Origin of the sequence: Laceyella putida (assembly GCF_042665195.1) — a bacterium.
Classification (GTDB): Bacteria; Bacillota; Bacilli; order Thermoactinomycetales; family Thermoactinomycetaceae; genus Laceyella; species Laceyella putida.
On the sequence record NZ_JBHTBW010000085.1, the window covers coordinates 24,317 to 43,242 of the forward strand.

Sequence of the window (18,926 nt, forward strand, 5' to 3'; positions counted from 1 at the left end):
CCACCGCGAATGCTCCCCCTAATGCAAGGAATCCTATTTTCCGTATACGTGAATAAAATTAGCCAGCAGATCTTTGCCGTGTTCACTCAAAATCGATTCAGGATGGAACTGCACTCCTTCAATCGGCAGCGAACGATGGCGCAAAGCCATGATTTCCCCTTCGCTTGTTTCCGCGCTGATGACCAAATCAGCCGGCAACGTACGCCGATCCACCAATAAAGAGTGGTAACGCGTTACCGTGAATGGCGAGGGAAGCCCCGCGAAAATCGTCTGCCCGTCATGTTCAATCGGTGACGTTTTGCCATGCATCAACCGGTCTGCGCGAATCACATCCCCACCAAACGCTTGGGCAATCGTCTGATGTCCCAGGCAGACGCCCAAGATCGGAATCTGTCCGGCGCATCGTTTCACTACTTCCAAACAAATTCCCGCATCATCCGGAGTGCCCGGCCCCGGCGACAGAACGATCACTTCTGGATTCTGTTCCTTTATCTCATCAACGTCCATTTCATCATTGCGAACAACTTTTAGTTCCTTGCCCAGTTCTCCTAAATACTGAACCAAGTTGTAGGTGAAGGAATCGTAGTTATCAATCATTAAAATCATCTGCTATTCTCCTCTCATCTCTTCTAAGCTCCTCTAATCACCTTATTTTAACACATGCCTATTCATTCTTCATCTTAAATTCAAGGATACTCCACTATGGCAGAACGTCCTTCTTAGCAAGCGTATTGTGCGACCTTGGGGCGTGTCTGGCGAATCAAGTTGACCATTGGGAGAAGGCGGAAAAACCTTTTCCCGATGAGCGCCGATGGACAAGTGAAGCGAATGGGAAAACGGTTATGGGTCGCCGACATATTTCAGACACGCCCTAGAAGGACATACAAAAGGCTATCCCATGTTCACAGGATAGCCAAAGTTTTTTCGAATCAATCAAATTGGTACAATGGTGTGGTCAAATATCTTTCTCCGTTACTTGGTGACACCGCAATGACTTTCTTGCCGAGGCCGAGGCGACGGGCCACTCTGATTGCCGCAGCCGTTGCCGCGCCGGAAGAGATGCCGACCAGGATTCCTTCTTCCCGCGCCAAGCGGCGAGCCCACTCAAAAGCTTCCTCATTCTCGATTTGGATCACTTCGTCGTAAATGTTGGTGTCCAGAATCTGAGGCACAAACCCAGCACCAATTCCTTGGATCTTATGTGGACCGGGACTTCCGCCGGACAAGACCGGAGAGGCCGTTGGTTCTACGGCAATCACCTGCACATGCGGGAATTTCTCCTTCAAGACGCGACCAACGCCGGTGATGGTGCCGCCAGTGCCCACGCCAGCCACAAATGCGTCGATTTCGCCGCCAGCCTGTTCCACCACTTCCAATGCGGTGGTCTCCAAATGGATTTTGACGTTGTCTGGATTATTAAACTGCTGCGGCATAAAGTAATCGGGGTTTTCAGCCAGGATTTCTTCCGCCTTTTTGATCGCCCCGCGCATGCCTTCCGCACCGGGGGTTAATACGAGTTCCGCACCGTAAGCTTTCAGCAGGTTGCGACGTTCCAGACTCATTGTATCGGGCATCACCAATACCGCACGGTATCCTTTCGCCGCGGCGACCATCGCCAAACCGATTCCGGTGTTGCCGCTGGTGGGCTCCACAATGGTCGAACCCGGTTTCAATTCACCGCGTTTTTCAGCCTCTTCAATCATGCTGAGGGCGATCCGGTCTTTTACACTGCCACCTGGATTAAAAAACTCCAGTTTCAAAAAAATGTCTGCATCTGACTTGCCAACGATTCGGTTCAACTTCACCAAGGGAGTTTGGCCTATTAGCTCTAATACATTATTCGCAACGCGCATAGGGGTAAGCCCTCCTATTCCGATTAGACTGATAGGAATTATTACATCTATCTTACCACTTTATAAAATAATTTGTCAATCAATTTCTTCTTTTATCATACTTTGTAAGTCTTCGCTACTAAACACATATTTCTCATTGCAATAGTGACAAATGACCTCTGCTTGCCCCAATTCAGCCAAAATGCTTTCCAACTCTTCTTTTCCCAGTGATTTGAGCATGCCCCCGCTCTTCTCACGGGAACAATTGCACTGAAAGGATACGGATTTCTTTTGCAGGATTTCCGTCCCCTCGCCCATCAAGCGGATTAGTAGTTCTTCCGGTGTCATCCCTTGGTTGAACAATTCAGATATAGAAGTTAACTGATTCAGTTCAGCAATGTTCTTTTCTAGGCAGGTAATCGTTTCATCGGTTGCGTTTGGCATCACTTGGAGCATATAGCCGCCAGCCGCAAGAATTTCTTCCCCTTTCACCAATACCCCTAAGCCGACGGAAGAAGGGGTCTGCTCAGATACCGCAAAGTAATAGGTAAAGTCTTCAGCCAGCTCACCGGAAATAATGGGTGAAGCTCCGCGGTAAGGCTCTCTTAACCCAAGGTCTTTCAGGATATAGATGCTCCCTTGCCCCACCGCTGCCCCCACATTCAGTTTGTAATCATCATTGTGTTCCACCATCGGATTGTCGACCGAACCACGCACATGACCTGCGCCGTCCGCATCAACCATGATCCGTCCGATCGGCCCATCCCCGTCCACTTGGATGGTCACTTTATGATGATCCTCCTTCAAAGTTAGTCCCATCAGCGCCCCCATGGTCGCTGTTCTCCCAAGCGCCGCACTGACAACGGGATAAGTATGGTGTCGCCGCACCAGCTCCTGCACGAGTTGAGTGGTAATCGCGGCGAAGCCCCGCACTTGTCCATCGGCAGAGATGGCGCGAATCGTATAATCTGACATTATTCATTCACTCCTGTATCCGGGTAATTTCAAAAGCCGTTGATAAACGGAAAATCCTAGTCTATGGTGGCGCCTCATGACTTGTAACGAATGCTAATGCGTCGCCATCGCATGATCAAAATAAATGGTTTGGCATCGATTCCAACCCAATTGCCCATTCGTTTGGAAAGGGGCACATCCCCCCCGCTGAAAAAGGAGGGGATATGCCCCACACTGTTCAACGATCAAACATGTTTGCGATTTCTCTCCCAAATCAGCTTTAAGCCTACAAGCGTGAGCAAGGGGTTAATCTCATCAATCGTTTTCGTGTCATTGCAAATCAACTTGGCCAATCCACCTGTCGCGATGACATGCGGCCGTTTGGTCAACACCTCCGTCATCCGCTTGACAATCTCATCGACCACCCCTACATATCCATAATATATGCCAGCTTGAACCGCTTGAACCGTATTGCGCCCCACTACAGAATCTGGTTTGACAATCTCCACCCGGGTCAGCTTCGCCGCCCGTTGGTATAGGGCTTCAGCAGAGATGTTGACACCCGGTGTGATGGCACCGCCTATATAGTTCCCTTCTTCATCGATAAAACAAAACGTCGTCGCCGTCCCGAAATCGACGATTATCGCTGGAGCGCCATAGAGCTCCAGCGCTGCCACCGCATTGGCGATCCGATCCGCTCCCACATCGCGTGGATTTTCGTATTTGATGTTTAACCCGGTTTTGACTCCGGGTCCGAGAACAAGCGGCTTTCGTTTTAAATACTTCTCCGTCATGCGTTCCAACACCACCGTCAGCGGTGGCACCACAGAGGAAAGCACCACCCCTTCAATCATGGCAAAATCAATCTGCACATAATCCAACAGGTTTTTAAGCATCATGCCAAACTCATCTTCTGTGGCATTGCGATCGGTTTGCAACCGCCAATAGTGAAGCAAATCATCCTGCCGATACACACCCAACACCACATTGGTGTTGCCTACATCCATTACCAGTAAAAGCTTCTCTTTTTGCATTATGTCCACCCACTTACACTTTGATTTGGGATATCGCTTGCAAATCCGATTTTGACCATAAGAAAAAGAGGCGGGATGGCGCCTCTTTTTCCCAAATTATTGGAGTGGTTTTTCGTTGTCCTTTTCGGATGTGTTGTCATCACCACTCGTGGAATCGGCTTCGCGCCGTATTCCGTATTTGTCAGAAGAGAAGCCATTAACCGAAGCATGGGTCGTCGAATCATTCTTCTCTTCGTTTCCACTTTCGCTTGCTCCATTGTCATCCTTGGTCTGGATATTCACTTTTACTTCGCCATCGTCATCCAGTTTTCCGGTATCGAGGAGCTTTTTGATTTGTTCTTCATCCAGCGTCTCCCGCACCAATAAGGTTTGGGCCAAGAGCTCCAACTGGTCACGACGTTCGATGAGCAGGTTCTTTGCCCGGTTATAACACTTGCGAACCATTTCCTGCATCTCCATGTCGATCTCGTAAGCCACCTTATCGCTGTAGTTCTGCTCTTGGCTGAGATCCCGTCCCAAGAAGACTTGACCTTGGGAGCGGCCGAAGGTCATGGTTGCCAACTTGTCGCTCATCCCGTATTCGGTGATCATGGCACGCACAATACCGGTTGCTTTTTCAAAGTCATTGCTTGCGCCCGTGCTGATCTCGCCAAAGATGATTTCTTCGGCCACACGTCCGCCAAGAAGACCCGTTACCCGATCCAAGAGTTCGCCTTTCGTTGCCAAATAACGGTCTTCCTTGGGCAACATCATCGCATAACCGCCCGCTTGCCCACGTGGGACAATCGTTACTTTATGAACAATATCCGCGTTTTCCAGATAGTAGCCGCAGATCACATGTCCCGCTTCATGGTATGCCACGATTTTGCGTTCCCTTTCACTGATGACACGGCTTTTCTTCTGCGGCCCGGCAATGACGCGGTCAATCGCTTCGTCAACCTCTTCCATGGTGATTTTCTTCTTGTTGCTGCGCGCAGCCAACAGCGCCGCTTCGTTCAACAAGTTTTCCAGATCGGCACCAGAGAAGCCGGTAGTGCGTTGTGCGATAACATTCAGCTTCACATCGTCAGAGAGCGGCTTGTTGCGGGCATGCACCTTGAGCACCGCTTCACGCCCCTTCACATCAGGACGGTTAACCAAGATCTGTCTATCAAAACGTCCCGGACGCAACAAAGCAGGGTCTAAGATGTCCGGACGGTTGGTAGCAGCCATGATGATGATTCCCGCATTCACATCAAATCCGTCCATCTCCACAAGCAACTGATTCAGGGTTTGCTCGCGTTCATCGTGTCCGCCACCCAGACCGGCACCACGTTGACGACCTACGGCGTCGATCTCATCGATAAAGATGATACAAGGAGCATTTTTCTTCGCTTGTTCAAACAAGTCGCGCACCCGAGAGGCTCCAACACCGACAAACATCTCCACAAAGTCGGAACCGCTGATGGAGAAGAACGGCACTTTCGCTTCCCCGGCTACGGCACGGGCCAACAACGTTTTACCTGTACCGGGGGGCCCCACCAAAAGTACCCCTTTGGGAATGCGGGCACCCATCGCCGCGTACCGTCGATTGTCTTTCAAGAAATCAACGATCTCCACGAGTTCCGCTTTCTCTTCGTCGGCTCCCGCCACATCATCAAATGTAACCCGTCTTTTCTCTTCGTTGTATAACTTCGCTTTGCTCTTGCCGAAGTTCATCACACGGCTGCCGCCACCTTGGGCTTGGTTAAACAAGAAGAAGAAAATAAGTAGGATGATGACAAAAGGAATGACGGAAGTGAAGAAGGTAAGCCAGACTGAGTCCCCTTTTGTTTTTTCGATGTTCACCTTCACTCCCGCTTTTTGGATATCTTGAATGACGGAACTTCCGTATCCGGCAGGAGCGACAGCGAAGAAGGTTTTCGTCGTGCCTTTGATCTTGCCTTCGATATTGTAAACACCGTTGTCGTATTGGACTGTAATATCATCTAACTGTTTTTGCAGTAGCTTCGTTCTGAATTCATCATATCTTAAATTCTGTTTATCCACTCCAGGGTTGGCGATCATGTTCACAACCCCAATAGTGATAAGGATGAGGATTAAATATAATACTCCGTTCCTGAGGAAGAAGTGTTTCATCCCTGGCCTCCTCTCAGTCCACTTGTATCATTGTATCATAGTCGTCAAACGATTCTCAATAGACGCTGCCACAGCGCTTTACTGATAGACTTCTTCTTTCAACACGCCGATATAAGGCAAATTCCGGTACTTCTCAGCAAAATCGAGCCCATACCCTACGACGAAAGCATCTGGAATGGTAAAACAGCTGTAATCCGGACTCAAATCTACTTTGCGGCGATCAGGCTTGTCGAGAAGAGTGGCAATCTTGACCGAAGCGGCGTTCCGGCCTTTCAGCATCTCAACCAGGTAACTCAATGTCAAACCAGAGTCGATAATATCTTCGACAATCAGAACATGACGTCCTTCGATTGAGGCTTCCAAATCTTTTAAAATGCGCACAACACCGGAGGAAGTGGTCGCATTGCCATAACTGGAAACGGCCATAAAGTCCATTTCCATCGGAATCTCCATTTTGCGGATCAGATCCGCCATGAATGGCACAGCTCCTTTAAGCACACAGATGCACAGCGGATTCAGGTCCTTGTACACTTCAGACAATCGCTTGCCCAACTCCGCCACTTTCTCCTTGATCTGCTCTTCAGATATCAGAATTTCCTTGATGTCTTGATGCATATTTTTCCTCCTACTACACATGACGATTTACTGCTCCCAAATGAGATATAAAAACCGGGTGGTCTTGGGGGTGACAGGAGCGACATTAGACCGTTTTACCCCCGGAATCCAGATAATCTCATCTCCCGCAGTCACAACCGGAAGCTGGTCGCGCAGTCGCTTGGGCACTTTAGCTTCCATCAGCACTTTCTTTACCTTTTTTCTTCCGTTCATTCCTAAACAGGTCATGCGATCCCCGGATTGACGTGCCCTGACACAGAGCGGGTATTGCAAACGATCCCGGTCGAACACAGCCACATTCCGACCGAGATGCAGGTTATGTAGTGCCACATCCGATTCCAACACTTCTATTTTACCCAAAAATCCAGATAAACACGTCGTTCCGGGAATGGATAGCTCAATTTCCTTCGATTGGGGGGAATCCTCTTGCAAATCGCCCGCCACGCGTATATGTATCCGTTCGTATTCCCGCTCTGCTGTGATTCTCCCTGGGAGATGAAACATACTGGATGAAGATCCATCCGCAATGAGTTTTCTCACTTTTTCTACTGCGTCAAGGCTGAATCCAAACGTATCATCCTGCGAAAGATAACTTAATATTAGTTTAACTACCCTTCTTTGTAAAGCGATCGGAAGGTGAAGAAAACTTGAAACATCAAGGGTGTAGCTAACATCATCACGGTGGAGGAGCACCTTGGCGAGAGCCTCCCGCACCAAATCGGCCCATACTTTTTCTTCCTCCTGAACCAATTCGCTCAAGGAACTGACGGCTTTCTGCACATGGGGGTTAAACGACTCCAACAGCGGAACCAACTCCAACCGCAATCGATTGCGCGTGTAAATGGAGGCGAGATTGCTGGAATCCAACCGCGGCCGCAACTCCGCCTCATCGCAATAATGCTCCAATTCCCGCTTGGTAAAGGAGAGAAGCGGTCGAACCAGCTTCCGCCCATGCCAATCGCGAATCGGCTCGATGCCGGCCAGCCCCGCCACACCGGTCCCCCTGATCAACCGCATCAACACGGTTTCCAACTGGTCATCGGCATGATGGGCGGTCGCGACAGCATCCACCTTCCACTCCCGTGCCGTCTCCCTAAAGGAGTCATAACGAAGTTGACGCGCGACAGCTTGTTTGTTCCCGCCTTTTTGCATGAGCAAACATCCAACATTTACCCGCTTCACCCGGCAGGGAATGTCCCACTCTCTGCAAAACGCCACAACATACCGCTCATCCGCATCACTTTCTTCCCCCCTGAGCTGATGGTTGACATGAATGGCCGAAACAGAAATATCTACCTCTTGTTCTATTTTCTTTAAAGCATGAACCAAGGCGATGGAATCGGGCCCACCCGATACACCGACCAACACCTTGGCTTGCCGTCCCACCAAATCCAATCGTTTCAGCTCTTCTTGTAATCGCGCAAGAAACACCCAAATCGTCTCCTTGAGTGGCACAAGCCCGGGGAGTTCCCCGAGCCTATGACACCACTAGTCCTTCCCTTTTCATCATATCTCGTTTCCGGCGAGGAAGCAAACTTAGCCGACCAAATGTGTACGCTTGAGGGGTTCCACCCCCGGCAAACGGATCGTGGACCACTCCGGCGCATACCGTTCCACTTTGGCCACCACGACGGTCATGTCATCTCCAATCCGTCCCTCATGGTACCGCACCACTTTTTCCAATAAGCAATCCGCAAAATCTTGCGGGTCTTTCGTATCAATCTCCGAAATCAGCCTGGTCATCACCGCATCCTTATTCGCCGCCCGCCGCGGTGCGTCGTAGACTCCGTCCGTCATCAAAACCATCAGATCGCCCGGTTCCAATTGCATCTCAATCGGTTCGATATCAATCTCGCTCAGGATGCCGATCGGTGGGTTGGAGGCCGACAACATCATCACTTGCTTGCCCCGTTTGATAAAACCGGGCGTTGAACCGATCTTCATAAACCGCCCTTTGGCCGTATTCAAATCAACTATGGCCAAATCGACCGTCGCAAACATCTCATCTGCCGAACGCAAGCTCAAAATCGAATTCACCGTGTCGACCGCCCGTTCTTCACTCATCCCCGATTGGAGCAACCGGCGCAGCAGTTTCAGCGCCGCGCTGCTCTCCTCCTGCGCACGCTGTCCGTTACCCATGCCGTCCGATAACGCCACCGCGTATTTGCCCGTTCCCAAGTTCATATAACAATAACTGTCACCGGAGATGGCACCGCCCCCTTTGGCTGCGTTGGCCGCCCCCGTTTTCAGCTCAAACCGTTGAGCTGACCCCAAAGTGATCACCGCTCCATGCGATCCGTCCTTGATCACTTTCCGATAAACGGAAATCGGCTCCCCCAACACCTCCGTCAACAGGGGGGCCACCAGCTTCTTGCATTCATCCAGCCCTTCCCGTTCCGGCATCACCACTTCGATCTCCACTTTTCCTTCTTCCAGATTGATGATGTCCACCCGCTGAATGGATAGGCCCAATTCCTCCAATGCCTCATGAATCTGCTCTTCATGCGCCGCCATCACCTGTGTTTCATGGCGAATCTCTTTGGCCAGCTTTTCCATCACTTCGGCCATGCCCGCCAATTGATCCGATACCAGGCGGCGGGATTCTTGCATCTTCTCTTTCCAATAAATATTTTGCTCATAGCGGGCATATTGTTTTTGAATCGATTCCAACACTTTTTCGCTCCGTATACAGTGATGTTCCCAGAACATCGGCACCGGAAGCGGTTCTTTGACGCCGCGCGTCTCCACCATCGCCATCAAGTCGGTCATGCCCTGGTACGTTTTCATGACCTGCTTGTCCCAACACTCCGCAAAACGGGCACATCCCCCACACGCTTCATGCATCACTTCCGACAAAAAGAAATTCACCTGATCTTCATGCTCTTTGCGATGTTTTGTTGCATCTTCCCTGAAACTGAAGCTGAGTTCCTGAAACAGTTCCGTAAACTGTTCCACCTTGGCCGCGGTCACATCGCGCAACCTCTTGATATATTCCTGATGCGCCAATTGATTCTCCATTGTTCCGGGCACGTAGCGGGACAAGGACTGAACCAGCCGATGGGGTGTCAACATGAATAGCAAGACGGCACAGGCTGACTCTTTAAGCGACATCCACATGGCCCCCGTGCCACCTTCATACAGCGTCAGAATCGTGGAACCGAGCAAAAAGCCAATCGCCACCCCCCACCGTTTCCCTTCTTTGAACAAGCCGGCCAGCAAACCGGCGAAGGCCAGCAAGCTGATTTGCATCACTGTTTTCGCGTCGGACAAGCTTAAAATGATGCCAGTCACCACTCCCATGGAAGAGCCGAGCATCCCACCGCCAATGAGGGCAAACAACAAGATCGTATAGCGGGAAACAACATTCACCACGGACAAATCGGCCAAGTGCCAACCGATTGTTCCGGTCATGACCGAACCGAGCAGGATCACCAAACAGACGATCTCTTCATGCCTCAGAGCTATCCGCTTTTTCCTCACCGTAAAGATCGGCAGGGAGTGCACAAAAATAAAGGTCAAGATAAAGCTTAACAAGACGTCAACCGCCGCCATCATCTCTTTATAGGGATTCCAGCCTTCGATCAAGCCCTCAACCAGGTGGGCCGCGATGCCGCACCCACACACAACAAAAGGGACGTAATTGATCTGCCCTTTTCCCAACCAATCCCACCCTTTTTGCATCAGCAGCCAAAACGCCAACATGCCTGTCATCTCGACTGCCTTGAGCGGTCCCAAGGTGGCCGCCCCAGCGATTAACGCCATCATCACCACAAGCCACTGCTTACGGGCCAAATGATAGATGACAGCGATAAACGCGATCGCAAAAGGGGAAAGTGTATCTAAAATGGTCGCCCTGCCCAGAAGAAAACCCATCGCCATCACGGGCACATTCCACATCGTCGTCAATCGGTAAACGGCTCTGCGCTGTCTGCTTTGACCGACGCCAAACCAGTTCTCCACAGGACGAATGAAAAAATTCTTAATATGAGTTCCCATTTGCATGGCCATCACCTCTATCGCTTTGTGCCACCCATTATAGCGATGAGGCGAGCGAAAAGTTTGTCAAACAGTCTGAAAACAACAAAAAAATTTACGACAAATTTTGAAACGGAGGCAGACCACGCTTTGCTTGGCTCCCTTCCATCAGGACAAACAAAAAAGCCCTTGCCGATAAGCAAGGGGCTTGTCTAAACACCAACCCTTGGTGTCGTTTTGCATCACTTTCAGCACGGGAGCGACAAAACTTCTAAAAGCCAGCCATGTCATTCGATCACCATGTCGAAAATCTCACTGTCAAAACCGACGGGCATATGAGTTTAACGGATACATCTCCACCTCTTGCACAAAAGCCGGAATCAATTTCCGTTCCGTCTGCAAGCGAATCATTTGGTCCAAAGTCCGGAGCGCATGCACCTGCTGCCGGCGCTTCAGTTGCCCCCGTTCCACCGAATCGGCAAACTCATCCACATCGATCAAATGGTAATGCCCATCCGGATACACAATGAGGTCAAACAGCAAATCCACCATCACATAACGCATCCGACCAACTTGGTGCATTTGCATCACATCGCAATAGTAGTAGAGGAATTCCCCGGACCGGTTAAACACCTTCGAGATAGTATAACCCTTGCGGACGAAATAATAGGTAAGGAAGATTCGCTTTCCGTCCGGATTGGCGTATTGCGTGGAGAAACAATGACGCCCCCGCCAATCACGCACCTTTTCGGTATACGTTTTATTTATCGTTGTAAACTTGACTTTCTTAATAACGACATTCACACAACCACTCCCATGCTTATCGGGCATCCCGATAAAATGACACAAAAAAAAGGCGATGCACCACCCTTCAATAGGGTTTCCTCGCCTTCTCCTCTCTTACTCTTGGTAGCGGCGGAGGGCCTCGAACCCCCGACCTCACGGGTATGAACCGTACGCTCTAGCCGACTGAGCTACGCCGCCATATATTTGGTTGCGGGGACAGGATTTGAACCTGCGACCTTCGGGTTATGAGCCCGACGAGCTACCAGACTGCTCCACCCCGCGACGTTCTCGTATTTGTTCGTATCATCGCTGCGAACAATAGTTATTATATAATGCGCCCGCAGCGATGTCAACAACAAAATGGAATTATTTTAAATGCGGGATTCCCCGTCCCGGATAGAGAAGGTATTTTTCACGTAGTTCCTTGAAACTATTTAGTTCTTCCGTCCAAGTATGGACGATTTCTTTGGCTGATTTTCCCTGATCAATCTGTTGGCGAACTTTTTCGCTCCCGGTCATTTTATCCATCCAATAGGGTTCCCCTGATTCGCGCCAAGCAAACTGGTTGGGATATAATTTTTTTGTCTTTTCTATGATCGCAAGCCCAGTCAAGATGGGGTCAAACGATGCGGGATCAGTGACGTGCACTTGCACGCCGCCAACCGCTTTGCCTTGATACTTGGAGAAAGAAGGCGTGTAATAAGCTTCACGGAACGTTACCCCCGGCAACTGTTCTCTATTCAATGCCTCCGCCAACTTCCACCCTTCAATATAAGGGGCGCCAACCAGTTCAAACGGGCGGGTCGTTCCCCTTCCTTCTGAAAGATTGGTCGCTTCGATCAATCCTGTCCCAGGGTAGACCTGCGCTGTCATGACGGTTGGCATATTGGGCGACGGCATCACCCAAGGCAGGTTCGTTTTCTCGAATGTTTCCTGTCGGCTCCATCCTTTCATCCTGACTACGTGAAGCTCCACTTTCTTCTTGCCGGCTTTTGGGAAAAACGCTTCATTGAACATCGTCGCCAATTCCCCAACCGTCATGCCATGCCTGAGGGCGATCGGGAACAGGCCGATGAAAGAACTGTGCTTTTCCTCTAGCACCGGGCCCTCCACCCGGTCTCCCCCCAACGGATTGGGACGATCCAACACATAAAATGGCTTGTCGGCCAAGGCTGCCGCTTCCATCGCATAAGCCATCGTGTAAATGTACGTATAAAACCGCGCGCCGACATCTTGAATATCAAACACGAGAACATCCACGTCTTCAAATAGGGGAACCATCTCAGCCGGTTTTTTGCCATAAAGATTGGTTAAGGGAAGCCCCGTCTTCGGATCGATCAGCTCGCCCGGCGTATCGCCCGCCTGCTCCGTCCCGCGCACCCCGTGCTCGGGCCCATACACTTCCGTCACTTTGATGCCCTTGGCCAACATGGCGTCCAACGCATGTTGGTAATCTGCGGTGATGCCCGTCGGATTGGTGATCAAGCCGACCCGTTGTCCGGCAAACATCCCGGGATGGGTCAACACCTCATCCAACCCCGTCAGGACTCTCCCCCTGTATCCCTGCGCCGCCTCTTGTTCCCCATTCACCCAGACAAAGGTAAAGGTGGCCAAAACAATGACAAACCCAAGTGTGATGCCCCACCAACGATTGTGGTCGATTTTGAGCAAGTCCATTCACCCCTTTGCTGTGCTGGCTCGGCCAACGCTCTAGCCTAGATTTCTACTCGAATCCGTTTTATTCCTGCAAAAACAAAATAACCCCTTGTCCTCCGCGAACAAGAAGTCTTGCACCCACCCCATCGCCCCACGCAAAAACGGCGGCCATGGGGAAAAGCGAGTTGAATATCTCGACGGAAACGGGTTTGATAAACCTCATTCCTCTAGAGCTTGCTGGCAAATGGAGGCGGAGCGGATGACCGAGATACCGCTATTCTTTGCCGGGCAGGGAGTAATTCTGTTCACCCGGCTTACTGTATCCCATTTTGTGCGCCAACTCCAACAAATAATCCTTGCGGTGCAATTTCTTGATTTCCGCGTTTAATTTGGCTGTTTTTTGTTGCACACCCGCCAACTCCCTCTGCTTTGCCGCCAACTCTTCCTCTTTGTCCCAGATGCGGTTCTGCTGGACAATCAATTCAACGATGCACCAGCAGAAAATGACGACCATCATGCCGAGCCAGATCTTCCGCCGACGCCGAACCAAGGGATGAAGCGGCTGTTTCCTTGCTTCTTGCCCCTTCTCTTTCATCACTTCACGCTTAAACGTCAAAATATTGTCACGCGAACTTTGAAAAGGCATGTTATCCACCTTTTTCTCTTTTCTTTTTCCACCAGGCATTCAACCGCCGGAGGGTTTGTGATGCTTTATCCAAATACGGACGTGCCCATTTCCCCACGGGACGGACAATCGGCCTGAGCAGCCAAGCCAAGGGCAGACCCATCCATTTGACAAGGGTCCAAATCACTCGGATCAACATCCGAGAGCACGTCTGTAGGCACTGCACTATAAATAATAAGGGGAGATAAACCAATGTGTAAATCGTTTGTCCAAGAAAATGAATCAGCCATTCGACCAGTTGAAATAACAAGCGGATCCAGCGAATGATCAGGCGCGAACACCACTTGAAGTAGAGCAAAAAACCGAGGCAGATCGCAATGAACAAGTAGAATCGCAACTCTCCCCAATTGCTCCACAACAACAGGCCGAACACGAGAACGCTGGAAACCATCCAATACAGGAGATCGATCAGGGACACGATCCACCGTTTGAGCCGAAAGCGCTGGGTGATCACGCGGTAAAAATCAAGAATGACGCCGATCAGGATGCCGGACCCCAGCATCAAGCTCATCGTGGTCCATTGTGTGGCCAGGGTCACTTGAAGATCCGCCCCAGTATCCCTTTTGCTTTCTCACCTGTGGGCAGGTGGACATCCAAATAACTCATGTCCATGATCTGCCCCTCTATCGCGACCCGTCCCTGATCGAGATCCAAATTTTTTATGTGGAGGTCTTGTCCACGGATACCGAGGTATCCATAATCGGTTTGCAATAGGAACTCTTCGCTGTCAAAGCTCTCGACGCGGACAACACCGCTAACTTCCATCGTATTGCGATTGGTCAGCACAATCTCATGCCTGTGCTGGCCATGCAAGTCCTCTGTCATATCAAGTACCCCCTTCCCTTGGTACATGATATGGACAAAGACTAAAATTTAGAACCCGACCGTTCTTCTCCCTCTTCTGCTTTCAGCGCTTCTTCGCGAATGATCGTGAACATGGTGCTGGCATCTTCTTTTTTCGCATTCTCTTGCAGCTTCTCCACTCTCGCCGTGACCCGTTTGTTGCCAAAGCGGATGCTGAGTTCATCGCCCACAGCCACAGTCGTCCCCGCCTTGGCCGGCTTGCCGTTCACCTCAGCCCGTCCCTGGTCGCACACTTCTTTGGCTAATGTCCGTCTTTTCACTAATCGGGATACTTTTAGAAACTTATCCAGTCGCATATGTTGTTTGTCACCTCGGCTGTACCAAACTTTTCACAATCGTTCGTCCATCATATGAACAATTCTCTCCTTGGCGGGAAAACCCTTTATTGGGTGTGAGGTTTCCCCTTTTCTTCCCGCTTCGCCTCATCCCACCACCCATCCATTTCCGACAGGGTCACCTTAGACCACTTGCGTCCATGACGGTGCACTTGTTCTTCAATATATCGGAAGCGGCGGGCAAACTTCTGGCATGATTTGATCAAGGCCAATTCCGGTTCCACTTTGAGGAATCGGGCCAAATTGACTAGAGCAAACAAGAGGTCGCCCAGTTCTTCTTCCCGTTCGGCCGCGGTTTCGGTGCGCATCAACTCATCCAATTCCTCATGCACCTTGCTGACCACCTCTTCCACCCGATCCCAGTCAAATCCCACTTTCGCCGCCTTTTTCTGCTGTTCATAAGCCAGGAGCAACGCAGGCAAATGTTGGTTCACTTTTCCCAAAACCGAAGAGGGTTGTTCTTCCCCTGCACGCTCTTGCGCTTTGATCTGTTCCCAGTTCGCCTTCACTTCTTCCGCCGTATCCGCCTTGGCTTCGCCGAAAACATGAGGATGGCGACGAATCATTTTGTCATTGAGGCGCTCAATCACTTCATAGATATCAAATGTGCCCTCTTCGCTGGCAATCTGCGCGTGAAGCATCACTTGCAGCAGAATATCCCCCAACTCATCAGCCATCGCCTCATGGTCCTCTTCATGCACCGCTTCCAAAAACTCATAAGCCTCCTCAATGAGGTAACGGCGCAAGCTCTCATGCGTTTGTTTGCGGTCCCACGGGCAGCCCTCGGGACTTCTCAGTGTCGCAATCACATCCACAAGGGTGGCGAATTGGCGGTGGAGCGCCTGTTCATCCGTAACGGGCGGCACATAGACGGAGGTGAGATCCGTAAACCAGTCACCGTGATCCAGCTCGTACAATGGAAGGGTGGTCAACTTCTCCAATCCGGGAACGCCACAAGCGGTGGCGATCGTCACGGGATGGTCATCGGGAAACACATCCATCAAGGTCAGTTTCACGTCGGAAGCGACCAAACGGTCATATACTTGTCCAATCAATATGTGTGTCCGCGGGTCGACCCGGGAGGCGGTGAGATCGTTCCCATCCAACAATTGAAAGCCTTCAATGGGATCGATCTTCAGACTGGCAAACAGCGCATCCAAGAAGCTGGTGCCTCCCTGAACATCGACTGGGATCCCGCGTTTCTCCCCTTCGCTTAAGAGCAATTGGACGGTCCGCTCGGCGACCATGGGATGCCCAGGCACCGCATAGACCACCCTTTCTCCAGTCGCCGCATGGGCGAGCAAGGTTTCCGCGATTTCCTCATATACCGTTTTGAACTGGGTATGTTTCTCATACACCTCATCAAAACTTGTGTAATGAATTCCCCTTGTTTGCAACCATGAAACGACCGGATGCTTCTCTGTGCGCAGGATCAGTTTCCCGCAAGTCTCCAACTCGGACAACGTCCCCAGCGTCAAACCTTTTTCATCACCAAATCCCAGTCCGACAACCACGATATTCCCGTTCATGATCCCCCACCTATCTCATATGTTTTTGTCATGCAACGCCGCTTCTACGAACGCAGCCACTGCCATTTATCCAAGAGAGGCAACACTTTGGTTTTTAGTTTGGGCACCTTTTCCAAGTCGGCCCGCGTTAACACACCAAAGCGGAATAACGCCCAAACATAGACGACGATTCCCGTGATGACGGAAGTGAGCGAGGTGGTCGTCATGGCCAAACGATACTCCAGCGCAGGAGCCAGGACCGCTTCCAAACCGAGCATGACGCCACCCACCGCAATCGCCATCCATAAAGCGGACCATAAACTTTTTCCCAAACGGAATGTTTGCCTGAGCGTCCCATGCAGATGTCTCTTTAACGCCCAGAGGTTAAGTCCGGCCGCACAGGCATAAGCCACTGTGGTGGCCAAGGCGGCACCACGGATATCCCATAACGGTATCAGCAGGAGATTGCCCGCCAATTTGACAGCGACACCCACCGACAAGTGGAGCGCAGGCATATAGACACGACCAAATCCCTGCAAAATGCCAGCCGAAGTTAAGCTGAGCGTCGAAAACAGGATCGTAAACGCGAGGATGGCCAGCGCGTCCGAACCCGCTCCATCTTTATACAACATCACATTGGTAGGCAGGGCGATCACAGCCAAGCCCACTGATGCAGGCAAACCGAATAACCAAGTCAGTCGCAAAGCCAAGGCCGCCCGCTCAGCCGCTTCTTCCTCACGCCCCAATGTTTTGGCTTCCGCAATCGCCGGCACAATCGATAAAGCGATGGCCGTCGCGAAAAAGGAACCAAATTGAATCAGGGGCTGCCCGCGGTCAAACACGCCTTTCCCCGTAATCACCCGCTCCATCTGCCATCCGATATCGACGAGCAAATTCCCTACCGTAAAGGAATCCACCAGCGAATATAAAGGCAAGACAAGCGAACCGATGCAGATGGGAACGGATAAAGCCAATATGCGAAACACTAACTGCCTGGTGGATAAGTGCGCTTGAGCGACACCCGGTTCAGCTGATATGGACTTGACCCGCTTCTTCCAGTACACCATCAACACGATGAATGCGGCGATGGCTCCGGTCGTGGCTCCAAACACAGCACCCGCCCCGGCATAAACATAGCCAAGTCCTTCCTCCATAAAGTACCAAGCCGCCAACAAGATGGTGGCCACCCGCACCACTTGCTCCATCACTTGCGATGTGGCGGTGGGCATCATGTTTTGCTGGCCTTGGAAATATCCGCGTATGGCTGATAAAAATGGAACGATAACCAATGCAAATGAAACCGACTGGATGGGCATGGTTAGCAATGGACGATTCCCCATCCAAGTGGCGATGATCTCCGCTCCAAAAAAGAGCAGGACAAAGAATAAACATCCCGTCAAAAACAATGTGACTGAGGCCACGCGAAAAATCCGGCGCGCCGTCTCTGAATCCCCTTCGGCCAAACGCTCTGACACTAACTTAGAGATCGCCGTGGGGAATCCTGCTGTCGCCAGTATCAACAAGGTACTGTAAAGCGGATACACTTGCTGGTACACATACATGCCTTCGTCACCCGTTATATTTTGATAGGGGACACGGTAGACGGCCCCTAAGATTTTGCTGACCAACGCCGCCAAGCCTAAAATGGCGGCACCGCGAACAAACGATTGCTCCGCCTTGGACATCCTGCCTCCCCCTTCACGTCACATTGCTTTTCATTATACAAGAGCGCAAAAGGTTGGCAAAGAAAAAGCAGGTTTATTCACCTGCTAGTCAAATCTATTGCTCCATCTGCTTTCCAAGGAAGGAAGCGGCTGTACCGGCCAGTTTCGATTCCAATTCCCCCAAGCGTTCTCCTTCTTTTTTGGTAAAGATTATCACGGCGCCGATGGGGTCTCCACCCGCAATAATCGGAACAACCACATAGGATTGATATTCTTCCGGCACTCCCTTGAACAACTCCACGGTCAACGGATTGCTTTCCAGATGAGTGCGTCGCTGTTCCATGCAAGATTCCACGATATCACCAATCGACTTGTCCATATATTCCTTTTTGGAGGCACCCGCAACAGCAATCACACTGTCCCGGTCACACACGACCGTGGCGAATTGAATATTTTCATAAAGAGCTTCTGCGTATTCTTGCGCAAAGTCCCCCAGCTCACCAATGGGCGAATACTTTTTCAGAATCACTTCACCGTCGCGATCTACAAAAATCTCAAGCGGATCCCCCTCCCGAATCCGAAGCGTCCGACGAATTTCCTTAGGTATCACCACACGACCTAGATCATCGATCCGACGTACGATGCCGGTTGCTTTCATAGGAAATTTCCTCTCTTTCATCTGATGTTATCTAAAACCCAGCACTTCACTTTCGTCTTTCCATAAGGATTCATTAATCAGGAAGTGTACTTTGGTTGAAATTGTCCTACCGCCCATAGTATTGTTCTGCTTCCAAAAGTTTATTCGACAATAGCATACATAAAAAGCAGAGCCACATTTTCGCCCTGCTCCCATCCATGTCGTGTCGATTAACCGGTAAATGGAAGGCGGTTTTGCCTGTA

At 50.7% G+C, this 18,926-nt stretch carries 17 protein-coding genes and 2 tRNA genes; all 19 read right to left on the minus strand.

The features are described 5' to 3' along the window. Positions 1-33 precede the first annotated feature (33 nt). A complete protein-coding gene (locus tag ACFQNG_RS19970; RefSeq protein WP_379867667.1) occupies positions 34-606 on the minus strand; it encodes an anthranilate synthase component II in 573 nt (190 codons plus the stop codon). Between the two features lie 323 nt (positions 607-929). Beyond that, positions 930-1,853 carry a cysteine synthase A gene (gene cysK, locus ACFQNG_RS19975; protein WP_379867668.1) on the minus strand — a complete coding sequence of 308 codons (924 nt, stop codon included), beginning with the start codon at positions 1,851-1,853 and terminating at the stop codon, positions 930-932. A 75-nt stretch (positions 1,854-1,928) separates the two neighbouring features. Beyond that, positions 1,929-2,810 carry an Hsp33 family molecular chaperone HslO gene (gene hslO, locus ACFQNG_RS19980; RefSeq protein WP_379867712.1) on the minus strand — a complete coding sequence of 294 codons (882 nt, stop codon included), beginning with the start codon at positions 2,808-2,810 and terminating at the stop codon, positions 1,929-1,931. A 221-nt stretch (positions 2,811-3,031) separates the two neighbouring features. Continuing rightward, positions 3,032-3,820, minus strand: a complete 789-nt coding sequence (locus tag ACFQNG_RS19985) for a type III pantothenate kinase (RefSeq protein ID WP_379867669.1) — start codon at positions 3,818-3,820, stop codon at positions 3,032-3,034. Between the two features lie 96 nt (positions 3,821-3,916). Then, complete coding sequence (ftsH, locus tag ACFQNG_RS19990) at positions 3,917-5,938, minus strand: ATP-dependent zinc metalloprotease FtsH (protein WP_379867670.1); 2,022 nt, start codon at positions 5,936-5,938, stop codon at positions 3,917-3,919. Between the two features lie 78 nt (positions 5,939-6,016). Further along, positions 6,017-6,553 carry a hypoxanthine phosphoribosyltransferase gene (gene hpt / locus ACFQNG_RS19995; protein WP_379867671.1) on the minus strand — a complete coding sequence of 179 codons (537 nt, stop codon included), beginning with the start codon at positions 6,551-6,553 and terminating at the stop codon, positions 6,017-6,019. A 27-nt stretch (positions 6,554-6,580) separates the two neighbouring features. Further along, positions 6,581-7,984: a tRNA lysidine(34) synthetase TilS gene (gene tilS, locus ACFQNG_RS20000; RefSeq protein ID WP_379867672.1), complete on the minus strand. Its 1,404-nt coding sequence runs from the start codon at positions 7,982-7,984 to the stop codon at positions 6,581-6,583. A 105-nt stretch (positions 7,985-8,089) separates the two neighbouring features. Next, positions 8,090-10,555, minus strand: a complete 2,466-nt coding sequence (gene spoIIE, locus ACFQNG_RS20005; RefSeq protein ID WP_379867673.1) for a stage II sporulation protein E — start codon at positions 10,553-10,555, stop codon at positions 8,090-8,092. A 291-nt stretch (positions 10,556-10,846) separates the two neighbouring features. Next, the gene (locus tag ACFQNG_RS20010) at positions 10,847-11,332 is read right to left on the minus strand and encodes a ribonuclease FAU-1 family protein (RefSeq protein ID WP_379867674.1); all 486 of its coding nucleotides are present in this window, start codon (positions 11,330-11,332) and stop codon (positions 10,847-10,849) included. Positions 11,333-11,435: 103 nt separating this feature from the next. Beyond that, a tRNA-Met gene (locus ACFQNG_RS20015) sits at positions 11,436-11,512 on the minus strand. 7 nt (positions 11,513-11,519) lie between these two features. After that, a tRNA-Met gene (locus ACFQNG_RS20020) sits at positions 11,520-11,596 on the minus strand. An 84-nt stretch (positions 11,597-11,680) separates the two neighbouring features. Then, complete coding sequence (locus ACFQNG_RS20025) at positions 11,681-12,985, minus strand: exo-beta-N-acetylmuramidase NamZ family protein (protein WP_379867675.1); 1,305 nt, start codon at positions 12,983-12,985, stop codon at positions 11,681-11,683. Between the two features lie 259 nt (positions 12,986-13,244). Next, positions 13,245-13,616, minus strand: a complete 372-nt coding sequence (locus ACFQNG_RS20030) for an FtsB family cell division protein (RefSeq protein ID WP_379867676.1) — start codon at positions 13,614-13,616, stop codon at positions 13,245-13,247. A gap of 1 nt (position 13,617) precedes the next feature. Further along, positions 13,618-14,193, minus strand: a complete 576-nt coding sequence (gene yabQ / locus ACFQNG_RS20035; RefSeq protein WP_379867677.1) for a spore cortex biosynthesis protein YabQ — start codon at positions 14,191-14,193, stop codon at positions 13,618-13,620. Beyond that, positions 14,190-14,480, minus strand: coding sequence for a sporulation protein YabP (gene yabP / locus ACFQNG_RS20040; RefSeq protein ID WP_379867678.1), 291 nt, complete (start codon positions 14,478-14,480; stop codon positions 14,190-14,192). Before yabP ends, yabQ begins: the two co-directional genes overlap by 4 nt. Positions 14,481-14,521: 41 nt before the next feature. Continuing rightward, positions 14,522-14,815 (minus strand): RNA-binding S4 domain-containing protein, encoded by a 294-nt coding sequence (locus tag ACFQNG_RS20045; RefSeq protein ID WP_379867679.1) that lies wholly within the window; start codon positions 14,813-14,815, stop codon positions 14,522-14,524. Between the two features lie 86 nt (positions 14,816-14,901). Beyond that, entirely contained in the window at positions 14,902-16,383 is a 1,482-nt protein-coding gene (yabN, locus tag ACFQNG_RS20050; protein WP_379867680.1) for a bifunctional methyltransferase/pyrophosphohydrolase YabN, read from the minus strand. 44 nt (positions 16,384-16,427) lie between these two features. Continuing rightward, positions 16,428-18,047, minus strand: coding sequence for a putative polysaccharide biosynthesis protein (locus ACFQNG_RS20055; protein ID WP_379867681.1), 1,620 nt, complete (start codon positions 18,045-18,047; stop codon positions 16,428-16,430). A 94-nt stretch (positions 18,048-18,141) separates the two neighbouring features. Beyond that, complete coding sequence (gene spoVT, locus ACFQNG_RS20060) at positions 18,142-18,684, minus strand: stage V sporulation protein T (RefSeq protein ID WP_379867682.1); 543 nt, start codon at positions 18,682-18,684, stop codon at positions 18,142-18,144. Positions 18,685-18,926 lie beyond the last annotated feature (242 nt).